The 16522-nt window shown below is 58.3% G+C and carries 15 protein-coding genes; 5 read left to right on the top strand and 10 right to left on the bottom strand.

The window, feature by feature from the left end; all coding sequences use genetic code 11:
- From FJY67_07485 to FJY67_07470, 4 genes are all read left to right on the top strand, one after another.
- The coding region (locus FJY67_07485; GenBank protein ID MBM3329298.1) for a hypothetical protein at positions 1-1054 on the top strand (1054 nt) is incomplete at its 5' end.
- Positions 1055-1217: 163 nt separating this feature from the next.
- On the top strand, positions 1218-5096 hold the full coding sequence (locus FJY67_07480; GenBank protein ID MBM3329297.1) for a PAS domain S-box protein: 3879 nt from the start codon (positions 1218-1220) through the stop codon (positions 5094-5096).
- 75 nt (positions 5097-5171) lie between these two features.
- The gene (locus FJY67_07475) at positions 5172-6608 is read left to right on the top strand and encodes a UDP-N-acetylmuramate:L-alanyl-gamma-D-glutamyl-meso-diaminopimelate ligase (GenBank protein MBM3329296.1); all 1437 of its coding nucleotides are present in this window, start codon (positions 5172-5174) and stop codon (positions 6606-6608) included.
- Positions 6605-7225: a hypothetical protein gene (locus FJY67_07470; GenBank protein ID MBM3329295.1), complete on the top strand. Its 621-nt coding sequence runs from the start codon at positions 6605-6607 to the stop codon at positions 7223-7225. The genes FJY67_07475 and FJY67_07470 overlap by 4 nt, the downstream gene beginning before the upstream one ends.
- A gap of 129 nt (positions 7226-7354) precedes the next feature.
- Here FJY67_07470 and FJY67_07465 read toward each other — a convergent pair whose 3' ends face one another.
- The 10 genes from FJY67_07465 to FJY67_07420 all read right to left on the bottom strand — a co-directional run bounded on the left by FJY67_07465 (position 7355) and on the right by FJY67_07420 (position 15740).
- Positions 7355-7762, bottom strand: coding sequence for a response regulator (locus tag FJY67_07465; GenBank protein ID MBM3329294.1), 408 nt, complete (start codon positions 7760-7762; stop codon positions 7355-7357).
- Between the two features lie 75 nt (positions 7763-7837).
- Positions 7838-9130, bottom strand: a complete 1293-nt coding sequence (locus FJY67_07460) for an AI-2E family transporter (GenBank protein ID MBM3329293.1) — start codon at positions 9128-9130, stop codon at positions 7838-7840.
- Positions 9131-9196: 66 nt separating this feature from the next.
- The gene (locus FJY67_07455) at positions 9197-9478 is read right to left on the bottom strand and encodes a hypothetical protein (GenBank protein MBM3329292.1); all 282 of its coding nucleotides are present in this window, start codon (positions 9476-9478) and stop codon (positions 9197-9199) included.
- Complete coding sequence (locus tag FJY67_07450; protein ID MBM3329291.1) at positions 9315-9794, bottom strand: hypothetical protein; 480 nt, start codon at positions 9792-9794, stop codon at positions 9315-9317. Before FJY67_07450 ends, FJY67_07455 begins: the two co-directional genes overlap by 164 nt.
- 69 nt (positions 9795-9863) lie before the next feature.
- Positions 9864-10127 carry a hypothetical protein gene (locus FJY67_07445; GenBank protein MBM3329290.1) on the bottom strand — a complete coding sequence of 88 codons (264 nt, stop codon included), beginning with the start codon at positions 10125-10127 and terminating at the stop codon, positions 9864-9866.
- Entirely contained in the window at positions 10127-10456 is a 330-nt protein-coding gene (locus tag FJY67_07440) for a hypothetical protein (protein MBM3329289.1), read from the bottom strand. Before FJY67_07440 ends, FJY67_07445 begins: the two co-directional genes overlap by 1 nt.
- Before the next feature lie 259 nt (positions 10457-10715).
- Positions 10716-12587 (bottom strand): methionine--tRNA ligase, encoded by a 1872-nt coding sequence (gene metG, locus FJY67_07435; GenBank protein ID MBM3329288.1) that lies wholly within the window; start codon positions 12585-12587, stop codon positions 10716-10718.
- 42 nt (positions 12588-12629) lie between these two features.
- Positions 12630-13367, bottom strand: a complete 738-nt coding sequence (locus FJY67_07430) for a stage 0 sporulation family protein (GenBank protein MBM3329287.1) — start codon at positions 13365-13367, stop codon at positions 12630-12632.
- A 5-nt stretch (positions 13368-13372) separates the two neighbouring features.
- Complete coding sequence (locus FJY67_07425) at positions 13373-14614, bottom strand: hypothetical protein (protein ID MBM3329286.1); 1242 nt, start codon at positions 14612-14614, stop codon at positions 13373-13375.
- Complete coding sequence (locus FJY67_07420; GenBank protein MBM3329285.1) at positions 14532-15740, bottom strand: hypothetical protein; 1209 nt, start codon at positions 15738-15740, stop codon at positions 14532-14534. Before FJY67_07420 ends, FJY67_07425 begins: the two co-directional genes overlap by 83 nt.
- Before the next feature lie 236 nt (positions 15741-15976).
- Here FJY67_07420 and rplM point away from each other — a divergent pair, with 236 nt between their 5' ends.
- Positions 15977-16438, top strand: coding sequence for a 50S ribosomal protein L13 (gene rplM / locus FJY67_07415; GenBank protein MBM3329284.1), 462 nt, complete (start codon positions 15977-15979; stop codon positions 16436-16438).
- Positions 16439-16522 lie beyond the last annotated feature (84 nt).

Below are 16522 nucleotides of genomic sequence, written 5' to 3'. Positions count from 1 at the left end.
CTGTCGCCACCTGACCGACCACGCACAGGTCGTTCTGCTCGACTCCGGCACCCCCTTTGTCGTTCGACTGATGACGCCTCTTTCCGGCGAGATCGCCCTGACCGACCTCGTAAAAGGCAGGATCACATTCCCCTCCATCGACCTCGACGACCCGATACTCGTCCGCAGCGACGGGAGTGCGACCTCGCTGCTTGCAGGGCCTGTTGATGACGCCGGGATGAGGATCACCCACATCATCCGCGGTGAAGAATGGCTCGCTTCGACGCCTTATCAGCGGTTGATTTTCGAGGCATTAGGTATGCCGTTACCACATTGGGGCCACCTTTCGCTTCTGCTTGACGAAGATCGACGCAAACTCTCCAAACGGCACGGTGGCGCCACCATCGGCGAACTGCGCCGGTCAGGTCTCCTGCCGCAAGCACTGTCGCGTTATCTCGCTTCACTTGGCCGGGCTAATTTTAATAGTGAAGAGGGCTGGACAACGGATTCGCTTGTCGCTTCGTTCGACCTAAGCCACTATCGCTCGGGCGAAGTCGTCTATTCGGTCTCGGCTCTCTCCCGGTTGAACGGAGTCCATATCCGGCAAATGTCGGTTATGGAACTAATCCATTTGGTTGGCAATATACCTGAAGTCGTCGAAGATTGGCACGACCTTGATGAGGCTGCCCGGTCTAACTTCATGTCCCTGGCTCGCGAAGACGCCGAAACCGTGACGCAAGTGGCCCGTAGTCTTAATGCCTATCTTGCCCCTGACTTCCCTTCCCGAGAAGACTGGAATCAGCATCCCCGCTCCGGGGAGGTTATATCCGGTCTGATTGAATCGGTGAGCGAGGTCGAAGGCCCGATAGAATCACCTGCATGGCGCGCGCTTGTCGATGAGACTGGATCCCGGCTCGGCGTCAAGGGACGCGGGCTCTATGCTCCCGTCCGGCTTGCCTTGACCGGTCGCGATCATGGTCCCGCTATTGGTGACATTATGAAGGCGCTCGGACCGTCTGTTGTGCTGAAGAGACTTGAGCGAACCCAACTATTTTTAAAAAGTGTCGAAAAGTGAGCCTCCACCACTTGACAAGCCCGAATTGAGCCTCTAACTTGCAACCACTCTGAAGGCGCACTCGCGGCTATGCCGTAAGCGCGCTTTTTTTGCGCCCCTTCTTCAAACTTCCACCAGCGCCTCCGTTCAAGGCCTTCGTTACTCCTCGAAGACAGGTAGTGCCTTGAACCGCACATCATCCAAACGGCGTGGGTCGCCGCCTTCCGGACGACCCCTCATCCTCGTAGTCGAAGACGACCGGGAACTGCTCGACTTTTTGGTCGAGTTCCTACAGTTCCGTGGCTACGACTGCGCCACCGCATCGGACGGCTCCGGCGCGCTTAAAATCCTTGCCAAACGCGATGTCAATCTCCTGATCACCGATCTCGAGATGCCCGGCGTCGGTGGCATCGAACTGCTTCGCCGCGCCAATCAGATGCATCGCGACCTGCCAAAGATCGTCCTTTCCGGAAGAGGACGCTTCGAGGATGCCGTAGAGGTCGTGCGGACCTCTGCCTTCTATTACTTCGCCAAGCCGATCCAGGATTTTGAGGAGTTCGATCGCATCATCCGGTTGGCATTGGAGCGCGATCGCGAAGTTCGCTTGCTCAATATGACTGCCGACCAACTGGCCGCAGCCAAAAGTCATCATCAAGAACAACTAACCCAACAGGAACATCACACCGAGGAGTATCGCACTCACTTCCACACCCTTCTCGAGAACGGCCGCGACGCCATCTTCATTTGCAACAGCGAATGGGTGATCCTCGAAGCCAATCAGAATGCGGCTAACCTCTTCAACCTGACCCGTCGTGAGATGGAACGGCTGCAGATCTGCGGCGACGCGACGCCGACGCATCTAACCGATCTCTGCCGTCAGTTGCACGAGGCATCCCGTCAGCCGGGGGAATTCCATTTCGCCACAACGACGACCCGACGTGACGGGACCGATATAGACCTCGAAGTGATCGGTGTGCCGGTCGCTGCTTCCGATCCCCCACGATTGGTCATCTATCTTCGCGATGTCTCCGATTTCCAACGTCGTTATCGCCATCTCAAGCAGCGCATAGAGCACCTCGAAGACATGCTCCAAAACCGGCGGCTATCGCAGCAGCCGGACGTCGGGCCGCTGATGTCGATGCTCGATGCTGCCAACGTGCTGATCTTCGTTACCGATCCGCACGGAACGATTATCGAATGGAACCGCACCGCAAGCCGGCTGACCGGCCTCTCCCAGCGTGAAGCCTGCCAGCCGGGTGCGCTCGAAAAAATCATCATCGACTTTCCGCGAGTCCTCGAGCCGCTCTTCCGGCAGGAAGTGCTCGAATTGGGGCGGGACATCGAGAATGTCGAAACCGACATTCGCACCGCCGATGGAGAAGTCATCTCGATTCGCTGGAATATCGCTCCGGTTCACTTGGGCAGCGTTATCGGCGCCCTTGCCGTCGGCGTCGAAGTCTCCTCCGAAAAGGAACTGCGCCGGGTGATGAAGGCTTACACCGACCAACTCGAAATGGTCGCCTCCGAGCGGACCCGAGAGTTGCTTCAAAGCCAGGAACGTTACCGCCACCTTTTCGAACACGTCCGGGATGCTATCTTCGCTGCCACCGACGACGGGCGGTTGGTGGAAGTCAACCCAGCCTGGCAGCGCCTGCTCGGCTACCCGGCTCGAGCCGATGTCCTGGGACGTCACTTCCTCCGCGACTTCGCAGCCAACTCCAGCGAAGCCGAACGTCTGATGAGCCTGCTTGCAGTTCGCACCCTTCTGCAGGACGAGCCGATCCAACTGCGTCGCCGCGACGGCAGCCTCCTGACGGTAATGATCACCGTGAGCGTCCAGCCCGGGATGATGCCCGATTCACCTTCCTTCGAGGGCGTCATTCGCGACATCACACAACTCAAGGAACTCGAGCAGAAACTGGTCCTTTACTCGCGCGACCTCGAGCAAATGGTTCGCGACCGGTCACGGCAACTGGCGCTTTCGGAAGCAAAATTGCGCCGTCTGATGGAGACCTCGCCCGATCTCATCTACCGCATCGACATTCCTACGATGCGCTTCGATATCGTCTCGCCGGCTGTTGAGACCATCACCGGCTACACCGTCCGGCAAATGGAAGAGATCGGGCCTGATGGCTTTATTTCGTCGCTCCACCCCGATGACAGCGGCGCATTGCTCGACCACTGGTCCTCTTTCAACCGGAAAAGCCGTCTCGACCGCGATGAGCTCAGCCTCGAATACCGCTTCCGCCGCGCCGACGGGGAGGTCGTCTGGCTCTCCGATCATGGCACAGTAGTGCGCGACGATTTAGGTGAGGTGGCGGCTATCGAAGGTGTCATCCGGGACATTACAGTCGAAAAACAGGCCGCCGAACAACTGACCCGTCAGGCGGAGATGCTCGAAGACGAGGTTGCTCGCCGTACCTCGGACCTCGTAGAGTCGGAATCTCGCTACCGAATGTTGCTCGCCGAAGCCGGCGACATCATCTTCACTTGCGATGCCGCCGGACTGATCTCCGAGATGAACCGCCGCGGCGAAGAACTCCTCGGACAACGGGTAGAAGAGTTAAACGAAGCCAACTTCACCGAATTGCTTGACGAAACCTCGCGTCGCCGGTTCCGACGGGCACTGCGCACCTGCTTCCAACACGGATTCAAGCCGGTGCCCTTCCAGATAGAATACCGGACGCCGCGTGGAAACCGACTCTTTCTTGAAATCCAAAGCAGCCCCGTTGTTATCGGCGGTCAGGTGGCAATGGCTCTCAATGTCGCTCGCGACCTCACCGCCCGGCGCCACGCCGCCAATACGATCCGCTCGCTCAAAGAGTTCAACGAAGGCATCATTCGCTCGATGTCCGAAGGCATCTTCATAGAGGATGAAGATGGCCGGTGCCAGTTCGTCAATCCGGCTATGTCTGAAATGCTCGGGATGAAGGAAAAGCAGATGGTCGGTAAAATGGGGATCGACCTCGTCGCGCCGCATGACCGGACACTCATTCAAAACCAAACCGAACTGCGCCGGCTGCGCGGATTCAACCGCTATGAAGCCCGGCTGATTGGAGCCGATGGCGAGGAAGTGCCGGTGATGATCTCAAGCCGTTCCCGCTTCAAAGGCTCCAAGCCAAACGGCGCACTCGCCGTCGTCAGCGATCTGCGAAACCTGAAGGAGATGGAACGGCGACAGCGGTTCATGGAGAACCTCCTGGCCGACGAGCGCAAACTTGCCGACATAGGGATGCTCGCCGCCGGCATCGCTCACAACATCGCCAGTCCGCTTATGGTGATCTCAGGCTACGTCCAAATGCTGCGCAGCCGCCTGCCTGAGTTGCGCGAACTTGACGCCGTCCTCTCCCAGATCGACAAGATCGACGAGATCACCCGTAATATGATGGCCAAGTCACGATCCGAGCAGGACAAGCACCTCCGAAGCATCGATGTTAACGAGTTGCTGCAGACCGAACTGAAGTTCCTGGAGGCGAACCTCCACTTCAAGAGCGATGTCGCCAAGGAGTATCACTTCGACCCGCTGGTGCCTCGAGTGCAAGCCGTCTATAGCGATCTATCGCAAACTTTCTCAAACATCATCAACAACGCCATGGACGCAATGCACGACCAGGTAGAGCCTCGCCTCATCGTATCCACCAGTCGTGTCGGAAGTATGATCGAGATATCCTTCGCCGACAACGGCCGGGGGATTCCTCCCGAGATTGTCGAACGAATCTTCGATCCCTTCTTCACCACAAAACCGCCGGTGGGGAGCGTTCAAGGCGATGAGCCGTCCGGCACCGGGTTGGGGCTTTCGACCGCGCAACAGATGATTTCACAATACGGCGGCCGCATTGAGGTCGATTCAGTGCCGGGGATTGGCTCGACCTTCAAAGTAATCCTGCCGGTTGCACCGGAAGACTTGGAACGCGAGAGCAAGGGAGGGTTTGATCTGGACGATCCCGAGTCGTCCACGGAACCTGGCGTCATGAGAGCGCGCTCCCGGCCGCGCGGTCAGCGTCCGCCTATTCGGGCACCCTTTCCCCGTCCCTTCGCCCCCCAGGACAAAAGACGCCCCTAAACGACAAACCCTTGACTCAGGCGTTAAATATCAAGTATCTTAGAGTATCGACGGATAGGTCAGGAGCGGGATGCCTTGAGTCAGGGCAAGTTGCACTATCACTTTCTCGGAATCTGTGGCACGGCGATGGCGCCGGTCGCGATAGCACTCCACAGTCGCGGCAATGTGGTAACCGGCTCCGATGGAGCCTGCTACCCCCCTATGAGCCGTATCCTCCGTGAAGCCGGGCTAACTACCCGCGAAGGATACTCACCGGGCAATCTTCCGCCTGACGGCATTGTCGTAGTTGGCAACGCCCTCTCGCGCGGCAATCCGGAACTTGAAGCCGCGCTTGACCGTAACTTGCCTCTCGTCACACTTCCCGACCTTGTCGCCACGGAGTTCCTGCGCGGCAAAAGATCACTGGTCATCGCAGGAACTCACGGCAAGACGACAACGACGGCTTTGGTCGCGCATATCCTGCGATCGCTGGGACGCAATCCCGGCTGGCTGGTGGGAGGCTCCTCGCTCGACCTGCCACGGTCCTGTGCATATGACGTTGGCGGTGAGTTCGTGATCGAGGGCGACGAATACGATACCGCATGGTTCGACAAGCGTCCCAAGTTCCTGCATTACCGCCCCTTCCACGCTATCCTGACCTCACTCGAATTCGATCACAGCGACATCTACCCGGACATTACGGCACTCGAGTCGGCTTTTCGCCGCTTTGCCGGACTCCTGCCCCGGTCCGGCCGTCTGGTGTTTTGTTCCGACGACCTCCGGCTTGGCCGGGTCGTCGAGGCGGCACACGCTACCCCTGTCGCATACGGATACGGTGAAAGTGCCGATTATCGCCTCTGCGATCCGTTGGTGACTGCTGCCGGTTCAAGCGCCATCCTGCGTCATCCCGACGGACGGGAACTCAGATTACAGACATGCGTCCCGGGACGGCATAATCTGCTCAATGCCACGGCGGCACTGGCACTGGTTGAAGCAGTTGGCGTCGACCCGGAGTCGGCACTCGGTCCGATAGCCCTATTCAACGGTGTCGAGCGGCGCCTGACTCATATTCCTACCGGCAACGGCATCGCGCTCTATGACGACTTTGCCCATCATCCGTCCGCTATCCGGGCGACGCTCGAAACGCTACGGTCATTGCATCCCAAGCGACCGCTCTGGGCTCTTGTCGAGCCGCGCAGCAACACGATGGTGCGCAGGTTCTTTCAACACGAATTAGCCGCAGCGCTCTCTATTGCCGACCGGGTCTTCGTAGCACCTTTGCACCGGGAAGAGCAACTGCCTCCTGACGACCGGCTCGACAGGACTCAACTGGCTGCCGATCTTGCATCTGCGGGATCATCGGCTTTCATCGCTTCCAATCTTGACGATCTGGAGCAGGGGGTTACGACAGATTGCCCGCCGGACGGCATCGTCGTTCTGCTTTCCAATGGCTCATTCGGTGGACTTAGGGATAAACTGGCTCAATCACTGGGACGACCGGCTAACCATCACCGGTCAGGAGTAGATCTATGACTACACAGGACAGGACGCTGGTTTGCCGCACCTGCGGCCGGGAATTTGTCTGGTCGGTGAAGGATCAGGAATTCTATGCCTCCAAGGGCTTTGCGGAGCCTCGTCATTGCAGCGAATGCCGGGCACGGCGCAAGCGCGAAGCCGCTGAAGCTGAGTCGACCGGAGTGCATCAGGGTGAAGCGGGAGTCGATCGGTCGGGCCGGGGCACCGGAGTTGGACGACATCCCTCTTCCCGCACCCGTGAATGGACCGAAGTTACCTGCGCATCGTGCGGGAGACCGACGCAGGTGCCTTTCAAACCGGTCTCGGGACGTCCGATCTACTGCCGGGAGTGTTTTGCGAATGTTCGCCGAGGGCAGAGTGGACACTTGGAAGGCGATTTTGAACGTAATCCAGAAAACCGTTACGAATCCGACTCACCGCATCAAGACCATAATGAGTCCGCGACAGTCGGCTCGTCTCAGGAAACCGATCCACCCGAATTTGATCCCGGCCCCCTGCCGGAGATCGAGCCGGCGCCCGATGAAGAAGGCGAAATCACCCGGGCGGATTATATCCCCATGTCGATTTCGTTCGGTGCCAGCCCGGAAGAACCTAATCCCACCTTCAAGGACTGATCCCAACCTGTAGCACTATGAAGGCGGGACCCTTCCCACCTGAAGTTCCTATCTAATCGTATCCCAAAACACGAAAGAGGGCGGGTTCAAACCGCCCTCACAAGACTGGTGCCTGGTTGCGCAGCACTGTCAAACGCCCGTCTGCGCTGCAAAAACATCGTCGATTGCCCCCCTTAATTGCATCAACCTGAATGGTTTGACTAATATCCCGCTGGCGCCGTGCTCGCGGGCTATTTGATAAGCATCGGTCGGGTCGAAGCCGGTTATCAATATGACCGGCACCGAAGACCCCTCCTGACGCAAAGTCCGCAGCAGGTCGAGTCCATTCATTAGCGGCATATAGATGTCGCTCACGATGAGATCCACTTCATTGCTCTTGAGCACTTCAAGCGCCTCACGGCCGTTGCCTGCCGCAAGCGTGTCGAATCCCATCGCCTCAAGCGCCTGCACGAGAACCTCGCGCGCCATCTCCTCATCTTCGACAATGAGCAACCGCTTCCCGGCAAAAGCCGATATTGTGAATCCGCTTGTAGTCAAATGCTACAACATCAATCTGACGATTTGCCCGAGGTATATGATAAGATACGCACCATCGGGACCCTCTATTGTGATTCAACTCAAGTTCAATTCGATGCGTCGGCGTCGCGCGGCCCAAACATCCCAGAGGACCCGCGCTGCTGCGCCGGTTGGTATGGCCACCAGCATACCGATCAGTCCGAAGAGCGTCGCAAAAAGCAATACTATGAAGATCACAACTATCGGATGAAGACCAACCCGGTCGCCGACCAGTCGCGGCGTCAGGAAGTTCCCTTCAATCGTCTGACCGGTAACGAAGATCGCCAGCGCCGTCAGCGCCGTAACTACCGGATCGGGCTGAAAGAACGATACCACCAGGGTCAGTATAAGGGCCGCTGTTGTCCCAACATAGGGGATGAGGTTGAACAGTCCCGCTGCAGCGCCGAGGATCAGTCCATACGGCAGTTGCGCAATCAAGACCAATCCTCCTCCAATCCAAAGCGCCAAGAAGAGACTTACCAGAAGTTGCCCCCGTAGGTAAGCCGACATCGCTTCATTCAGTCCGTGATAGGCCGCCAAAGCATCGACCTTGAAATTCTCCGGGAAGAGGCCATAGATCCATCGTCTAAGACGCGGGAAGTCATTGAGAAGGTAGATCGTAACAACCGGTATCAGGATCAGATTGAAGAGCCCGGCAGCAAAGTCGAGCACCCCCGAAAGCGCTTCACCGCTCCAGTCAACGACGCCGCGAAGGACGTTTTGCAGTAGCCCTGGCAAACGAGGCTTCACCTCGCCCCAGAGTGATTCGACCGGAAAGTTAAACGCCGACAGCCAGGGCAGAAGCACCCCCTCACCCCAGTCCCGGATATACTCGATCCACTCCGGAACGACCTCTGCCAAATGGTTCACTTCGAGCCAGAGTCGCGGGAAGATCAGAATCCCCCCGCCTATCATGGAGCCCAACACCACGAGTGCAATGACCAGTATTACCAATAATCGCGGCATGCCGCGTCGAACGAACCACTCCACCGTCGGCGAGAGTGCATAGGCTAACAGAAAGGATATCAGAAATGGCAGCAGGAGCGAACTGAGCCGCCACCAAATCGCAAGCAGACTGACCAGCAGCGCCAGAAAGAGCAGCGGCTTGATCGCCCGGATCCGGCGCGAAGGATAGAGCAATAGTAGTATGCCGACCGACATCGCAAGCGGACTCAGGTGGTCGCGCAGGGCATCGACGAGAAAGGCAAAGAGCACCAGCGCGGCGGCAAGCAGCGACCAGTGCGGTGCAATCCGCCGGCTCTTCCAATCGATCTTGGGCTGCTCTGTCGCTGCGTCGTCGGACGCCTCCGATGCGAATTCGGAGGAAGCCGCATCGATGCTCTCGTCCATGCTTTCCTGCGGTCGGTATTCAGACAATAATGTTTTCCGCTATGTTCTTGAAATGTAAGGCGTTCATCAAACAACCTTTTGTTGCCGAAGGCTTGCGAACCCCCTCGCACCGACGATAATGTGGTCGAGCAGTTCGATGCCGATCACCCTCCCGGCTTGTGCGATTTGGCGGGTAATCATAATGTCATGCTCCGACGGCACCAAATCGCCTGATGGGTGGTTGTGAGCAAGAATCAGGCTGTGGGCTGCATACTCCATCGCCGGAGCAAAACTTTGCTGGGATGCACCAGCGACCTCGACAAGTCCCGATCGATATGACCTCCTCGTGGATAAGCCGACTCTGCACATTGAGGTATAGACCGCGCAATTGCTCCTTCTTCAGCGAAGCCATATCGCTCAGGTGATGATAGGAGTCTTCCGGCGTCCGGATGAAAGGATTGCGACGATCCGACTCGGCAAAGAGACGCCTACCCAGTTCAACCGCCGCGACGATCTCAAAGGCTGTCCGGACCGGAATGCCGAAAAGTTCGGCGATGCGACCCGGATTGCGTTCCGCGGTGAGGGCTTTCAAGCCATAGCCGTTGGTGATCCTTTGAGCCAGTTCCATCGACTCTGGTGACGGAGTGATCCTTTCCCCTCGGGCTCCGACCAGAAGAGCCATCAATTCGTGAGTCCGCAGTCCTTCCGGCCCATCATGTAACAGTTGCCCGGAAGCATCGCCCTACTGAAATCTCTAAACAGCATACCCGGAAGGTTCGGGTGCGAGAGACCGGGAAGAACCGGAAGTCTGAGTAGCAAAAGTCGCAATCGATGCCCGGCGAATCAAAGTTGCTACCGAAAAGGGCGGCGTCGCCGGGGGCAGTTTAACCGCCGACTTCATTACCGACTTCAATCTGCTCTGGATCGACTTGCGTGCATCTTCGTCAAGGCCTTCCCGCCCCCGGTCAAGCATTCGACCCAGCCGCTCACCTTCCGCTAACCAAAAGTCGCCTGTCATCAGCAGGTCGGGATCGGTAAAGACCCAATTCGTTGACGACGCCACTCGACTTCGGGAAGTTGCCCATCGACTATTTGAATCGGGAGGATGGCACGGGCCGGCGCGCCCGACAAGGCCCGAAGTTCAAGTTGCATGGCGAGGATGTCGAGGCTCAATTGCTGACCCGGCAATGCCGGACGTTCGGCCGACTCGATAAACACCGCCATTCCTTCGGGGCGAAGCGCGTCCCTCAGCCTGCCGATCAGTTCATCTGGATCGCCGATATTGCGCAGTCCCCAGAACGAAACTATCAGGCGTAAGTCGTCAGGCAGCGGCAGGTCGATCGACAAGTGCCTTAATTGAGAAAGGCCGATGCCGGGATTCTCGATGACTTGGCGAATGTGATCTAATCGGAGTGGCTCCCAGTCCCAATGAACTACCTTGCGGAACTTTTTGGACAGCAGCCCCAGAAACGAGGCTTCAGCACCCCCGATGATCCGTGCCGAACCTTAACCCGATCCTTCCAAAGACAGGAAGCCGTACCGTTCCTCGTCGTATTCCGGAACCGTCACAGGTCTTCTGCTGCCTCGAATCGCTTGCCAACTCTCTTCATTTGACCCTGCTACCCACCGGCGCGTCGCCATCGGGTCCAATGAGATAGTGCCGGCTGCCGTCGCTTGCCGCTAGTAACATGCCCGACGACTCGATGCCGCGCAGTAATGCCGGCTTCAGGTTGGCTACAACGACGATCCGGCGACCGACAAGATCATGCGGAGCATAGGACTTGGCGATGCCGGCGACGATCTGGCGGCGCTCGTAGCCAAGATCGACCTGTAGTTTCAATAACTTGTCGGCGCCGGGGATGGACTCCGCTTCGACAATCACTCCGGCGCGCAAGTCAAGGCGTGCAAAGTCATCCATACCAATCTGTGGAGACTCGGATTGGACAGGCTTCGCTGCCGATTTACCGACCCTGGCGGCATCGGTTGTTTCACGCTTGGTCTCAATTCGGGGGAAGAGCGTAACGTCAACACGGGGTGAAACACCCTTCGGGCCGATGCCTATAGCCTCGTGCAATAGCCCCATCCGGGCCGGCATCACGGGAGCGAGAAGCCCCGCCGCCAGGTCGAGGGAGCGCAGCGCCCATTCGAGCGACGCTGCGAGTCCTGCCGGATCGTCGTTCCCACGCTTCCAGGGCGCCCAGACTTCGACCTGCCGGTTGAGTCCCCGCACCACACTGAGAATCTTCTCTACAGCCGCAGGAGGGCGAATCTCCTCCTCTATCTCATATCGGACTTCCCGGTGAAGCGCTGCAATCTTCTCCTCGAGATCTGACTCGACCGGCCAGGGGTGAGATCGCTGGCCCGATTGAAGACTCGCGCAGTCGAACTTGTGCCACAGTTTAGCCAGCCGGCTATAGAGGTTGCCGAGGTCGTTGGCAAGTTCGCTGTTGTATCTCTCGATCAACAGTTCTTCCGCAAAGACCGCATCGGCGCCGGGAGTCATTTCCCGCATCAGGACGTAGCGCACCGCATCGACGCCATACTTTTCGGTCAGTTCGAGCGGCCGAATAACACGGCCCTGCGATTTCGACATCTTGCCGCGATCGGTGAGCCACCAACCATGTGCCAGTATCGAACGGGGCGGCTCGTATCCGGCGGCGTGGAGCATAATCGGCCAATAAACGGCGTGCGTCGTAAGGATGTCCTTGCCGATTAGGTGCAAGTCGGCCGGCCAGTCGGACTCCTTCAGCGGCGAATGGATCCTCGTTGCGCTGATGTAATTGAAGAGTGCGTCGAACCAGACATAGGTTACATACCGGGGATCGAATGGCAGGGGAATCCCCCACGACAGTCGCTCTACCGGCCGCGAGATGCAGAGGTCGCCCAATCGCTGGCGGAGGAAACCGAGCACTTCATTGCGGCGCGATCCAGGACGAACAAAATCGGGGTGCTGTTCGATGTAGTCGATGAGCCAATTCTGATAGGCACCCATCCGGAAAAAATAGTTCTTCTCGACCAGATGCTCGACCGGTCGTCCGCATAACGGACAGTTGCCGTCGACGAGGTCTTTCTCAGTCCAGAAACGCTCATCGGGGGTGCAATACCAACCGGCATATTCACCGGTGTAGATGTCGCCTTTCACCATCAAACGCGAGAGCACATCCTGCACAAATCTCTGGTGCTCAGGGTGCGTCGTCCGGAAGAATACGTCGTATTCGATTCCGAGAGCCTGCCAGATACCGGTGTAACGCGAAGCCATCGCATCGCAATGCGCCTGCGGTGTTAGTCCTGTCTTCGCCGCCGCCTCGAGGATCTTCTGCCCATGCTCGTCGACCCCGGTCAGAAACCTCGCGTCGTTTCCAAAGAGACGGTGATAACGAGTCAGGACGTCGGCCAGGATGGTCGTGTAGGCATGTCCGATGTGTGGCTCGTCGTTAACGTAGTAGAGCGGGGTCGTAATGTATCGGGTCATGGATATGATCTACCCTGCCACCAAAGTCCCGTTTCAATCAGTAAGTAACTACTCGTTTGGAAGGTCACCTATTTCCTCAGTCATCAGTTCGGAAAAGCGCAGCGCACCCACTGGACAGACCCCTTCGTAATTATCGACTTCAAAGGCAAGACAGCACTTCAGCCGCCCACAGGCGCCGGTCAATTTTGCCGGGTTAAGCAACAGGTGCTGCGTCCGAGCCATCCCCGTGGTAACCGGCTTGAAACTCTCAAGGAAAGATACGCAGCAGAGACGCTGACCGCAGATGCCATATCCATCGACGCGTTTGCGTTCTTCACGGGCTCCGATTTGGCGCAGTTCGATGCGGACCCTGAACGAGTTTGCCAGGTCGCGCACCAGTTCCCGAAAGTCGATGCGACCTTCCGCTGTGAAGAAGAAGGTGATCTTTTGTCCGTCGAACCGGACTTCGGCATCCGCGACTTTCATCGGAAGGCCGCGTCGGGTGGTAAAGATCCGGCACCGCTTCATATACTCCGGCTCGACCTGACGATGATGCCGAATACGTTCGGCATCACCGGGATTTTCGCAGCGAAGCACGGCTGGAGCCTCTTCGACGACGCTCCCGGTGCAGGACATTGCACACCGGACAACGCCGGCGTCCTCACCGCGGTCCGCCTCGACGATAACGAGATCGCCCCGGCGAACCGTCATCCCGGGCGGGCATATATAGAAGCCGCGTCGGTTGCCTTTGAATTGCACCATTACCCGGCTGGCAATACCAACCGGTGCGACTGTTTCAAATTCCATTGCGTCTATCTCATCATCCGGGATATCTTTATCGCTAAAGTCATAAGTGCAAGATTGCCCGGCACATTGGCTTCGATAGCCAGCCGGGTGCGCTCGATCTCATCGAGAAGTGCCGCCAGCGCATCGAATGAGTAGCGTAATGCCATACGCGATGCCACTTCCCCGGTCGAGGTTCCAGAAGGTGCCGAACTGCCCGCTGAAGTATCTCCGGTTCCGGCTATGAGTGCTTCCCGAATCCAATATGAAACCGCTTCGAGCCGGTCATGGAGTTCCTTGCGGGTATCAAGTGCTGTCCAGGCACCCAGCGCCGTGAACAACTTCTCCGGATGCGCTATCGCCGCCGAGCGGAGGAACTCGAGGCCGTCGTCAAGGCGCGCCTCGAGGTCGCCTTCAGCCAGTTCGCGCGCCCGCCTAAGGCTGCCACCGGCGAGCCGGCTTAGCGGCCCGGACCGCACGGGATCGATCCCATATCGCGTCGTCAAGGCAGCGGCAATCTCTTCCGGCGCAAGCGGCGTCATCGTTATCTGTTGACAACGCGACAAAATGGTCTGCGGCAGGTCGCGCAGTCGGTCCGTCAACAGCAGCAGCAAACTCCGGTCGGGAGGCTCTTCGAGCAACTTCAATAGCGAGTTGGCAGCGGTCTCGTTCATCCGGTCGGCAGGATAAATGACAATAACCCGGACACCGGCAGTATCCTGCATCAGCGACATCGTATGCCGGACACCTCGCACTAATTCTGCAAGTATGCGCCCGGTTGCGGGAAAGTCGAGCCGGGCATAGGGATCGTCGGCAAGCAGCGACTTGTATTCGATCATCACCTTCCGCGCCGCCTCGAGCGCGGCGTCCTCCACATCGGGGTCATGCCTCGGCAGAGGCATAACCGGTATCAAACACGGATGCTCAAAACGCCGCATCAGGTGGCAATCCTTGCAGTCGCATTCTCCGAAGAACGACTCCGCCGCTTCTCTCCGACAATTCAAAACTCGTGCCAACTCAAGCGCCAATGCCATCTTACCTATGCCGTCCGGCCCCACCAGAATGTAGCCGTGAGCCAGACGACCGTCGGTAATGATCCGTTGGAATCTTCGCCGCACTAAGAGGTGACCGATCGCGCCGGGGAATGGAATGGCGTCCTGCAAGTATAAGTCGCTTGTATTCTTTAGTTTATCGAGCAAGCCAATCGAGCGGATTCTGCTTTTCCCGCTTCGACCAGACTTCGAAGTGGAGACCTGTCGCGCCACCGGTATCGCCCACCCGGCCTATTGGCTGACCGCCGCTGACGAGGGAGCCTTCGACCGCTTCGATCTCGCCCAGCCGGGCATAAACTGTGTAAAAGCTTTCACCGTGATCGATGATGACCGTGTTTCCGAATCCCCTAAGCCATGTGATGCGGGTGACCCGGCCCGGCGCAACCGCTCGGACGCGCTCGCCGGCAACGCCTTCGATGTCGATCCCGGGGTTAAGCGTCGTCGTCCCGAGTCGGGGATGGCGGCTCGGTCCAAATGGTTCGATGACCTTGCGTCGCTCCGACGGCCAGGGTAACTTTCCGGCTAACGATCGGAATGGTCCACCGGGACCAACCGGAGGCGGCTCGGTGCGTGGAGCCTCTTGCAGACGGGCGATTTCACGTTCGATTTCGAGGAGCGACCGACGACGCTCCTCGAGCAGTTTGCGCAATTCGACCTGATCAGCCTCGATTCGGCGGACGAGATCCTGTTGCTCACGCCTCTGCCGGGCAAGCGCCTCCTGCTCATTGCGTCGTTCACGCAGGAGAGCGCTCAGACGATTAAGCCCATCGGTGTGTGCGGCTTGCTCGACTTCAAGGCTTTTTCGCGCATCGGCACGGAAGGATCGTGTTCGCGAGACCTCTTCCCTCCGACGGGTCAGTTCCTCTATACGTTGCCTATCGAAGCGCTCGACTGATTCCCAATACTTCCGTCGGCGGGCCATATCAGAGGCGCGCCGGGTGGAAATCAGGAGCATTAGCCGGTCGCGCGGTCTGCGGAAATAGAGATCTCGCACCCGACCGGCCAATTCCCGCCTCAATTCAACCATTTCACTCTCCTGCCGGACGAGGGTATCGGAAAGGTGGGCGATGTCTCGTTCGAGAGCAGTGATCTTACGCCCGATACGTCGCAGTCGCTCCTCGGCGCGAGTCGCTTCCTGCTCCAGTTCCTGCACGAGTCGTCTGCGCAGTTCCATAGTCCGCTCGATGTCCTGCAACTGCTCGACAGCGCTGCGGTGCCCGCGATCAGCATCGCCAATCTTGCGCTCAAGGGTTGCGATTTCCTGCTTGAGCCGGTCTCGCATTGCCAGCGGCTCGGCTGCAAGAAGCAGGCTCGCCGCAAGCAGATAGTGGATCGTCAGGGCCATGGACAGCCCCGTCGGACAGATTCGCACACAGCCTGTTAAGATAGACAAAAGGACTTGTCCTGCCAAGAGTTATTCTCCATATTGAGGTTGTTGCGGGCAACTACAGGTCTTTGGGCGCGGCACGCAAGATCCAGACTACAGATTTATACCCAACGCCGTCCAAGTTGCCCTGCTTCGCCTTGACAGGGGCAGCGGCTGACTCTATATTGTAAGATTCAAATTGGTTTGGAGTATTCTTGAGAACTTACTTCCCAAAGGCAGGCGACCTGACGCCCCGCTGGGTCTTACTCGACGCTGATGGGCAGCGGCTTGGTCGGATGGCTACACAGATCGCGACCATATTGCGCGGCAAGCACCGTCCCACCTTTACGCCGAATGCAGATACCGGGGACTTCGTCGTGGTCGTCAATGCCGGGCGGATCGCCCTCACCGGTCGCAAGATCGATAACAAGACCTATTTCCGGCACTCGACCCATCCCGGCGGTTCGACCATTCTGCCGATGCGCCACGTCATGGAGCAGCGCCCTGAGTGGGTCCTGCGCCGTGCGGTATGGGGCATGCTCCCGCATGGCCCGCTCGGCCGTAAGTTGATCCGCAAGTTGAAGATTTACAGCGGACCGGCGCATCCGCACCGGGCACAGAATCCGCAGACGTCAGATGTCGCGGCTCCGCCCGCATCCGCCGCCAGTGCGCGTTAAGGAGATTTCTTGAAAGGCGATAAGATCAACAAGACCGGACGTCGCAAGACCGCTATAGCGCGAGTCTGGCTGCGCCCCGGCAAT

It is taken from the genome of Calditrichota bacterium, assembly GCA_016867835.1.
Lineage (GTDB): Bacteria > Electryoneota > AABM5-125-24 > Hatepunaeales > Hatepunaeaceae > VGIQ01.
This window is presented reverse-complemented; position numbering and strand designations above follow the sequence as displayed.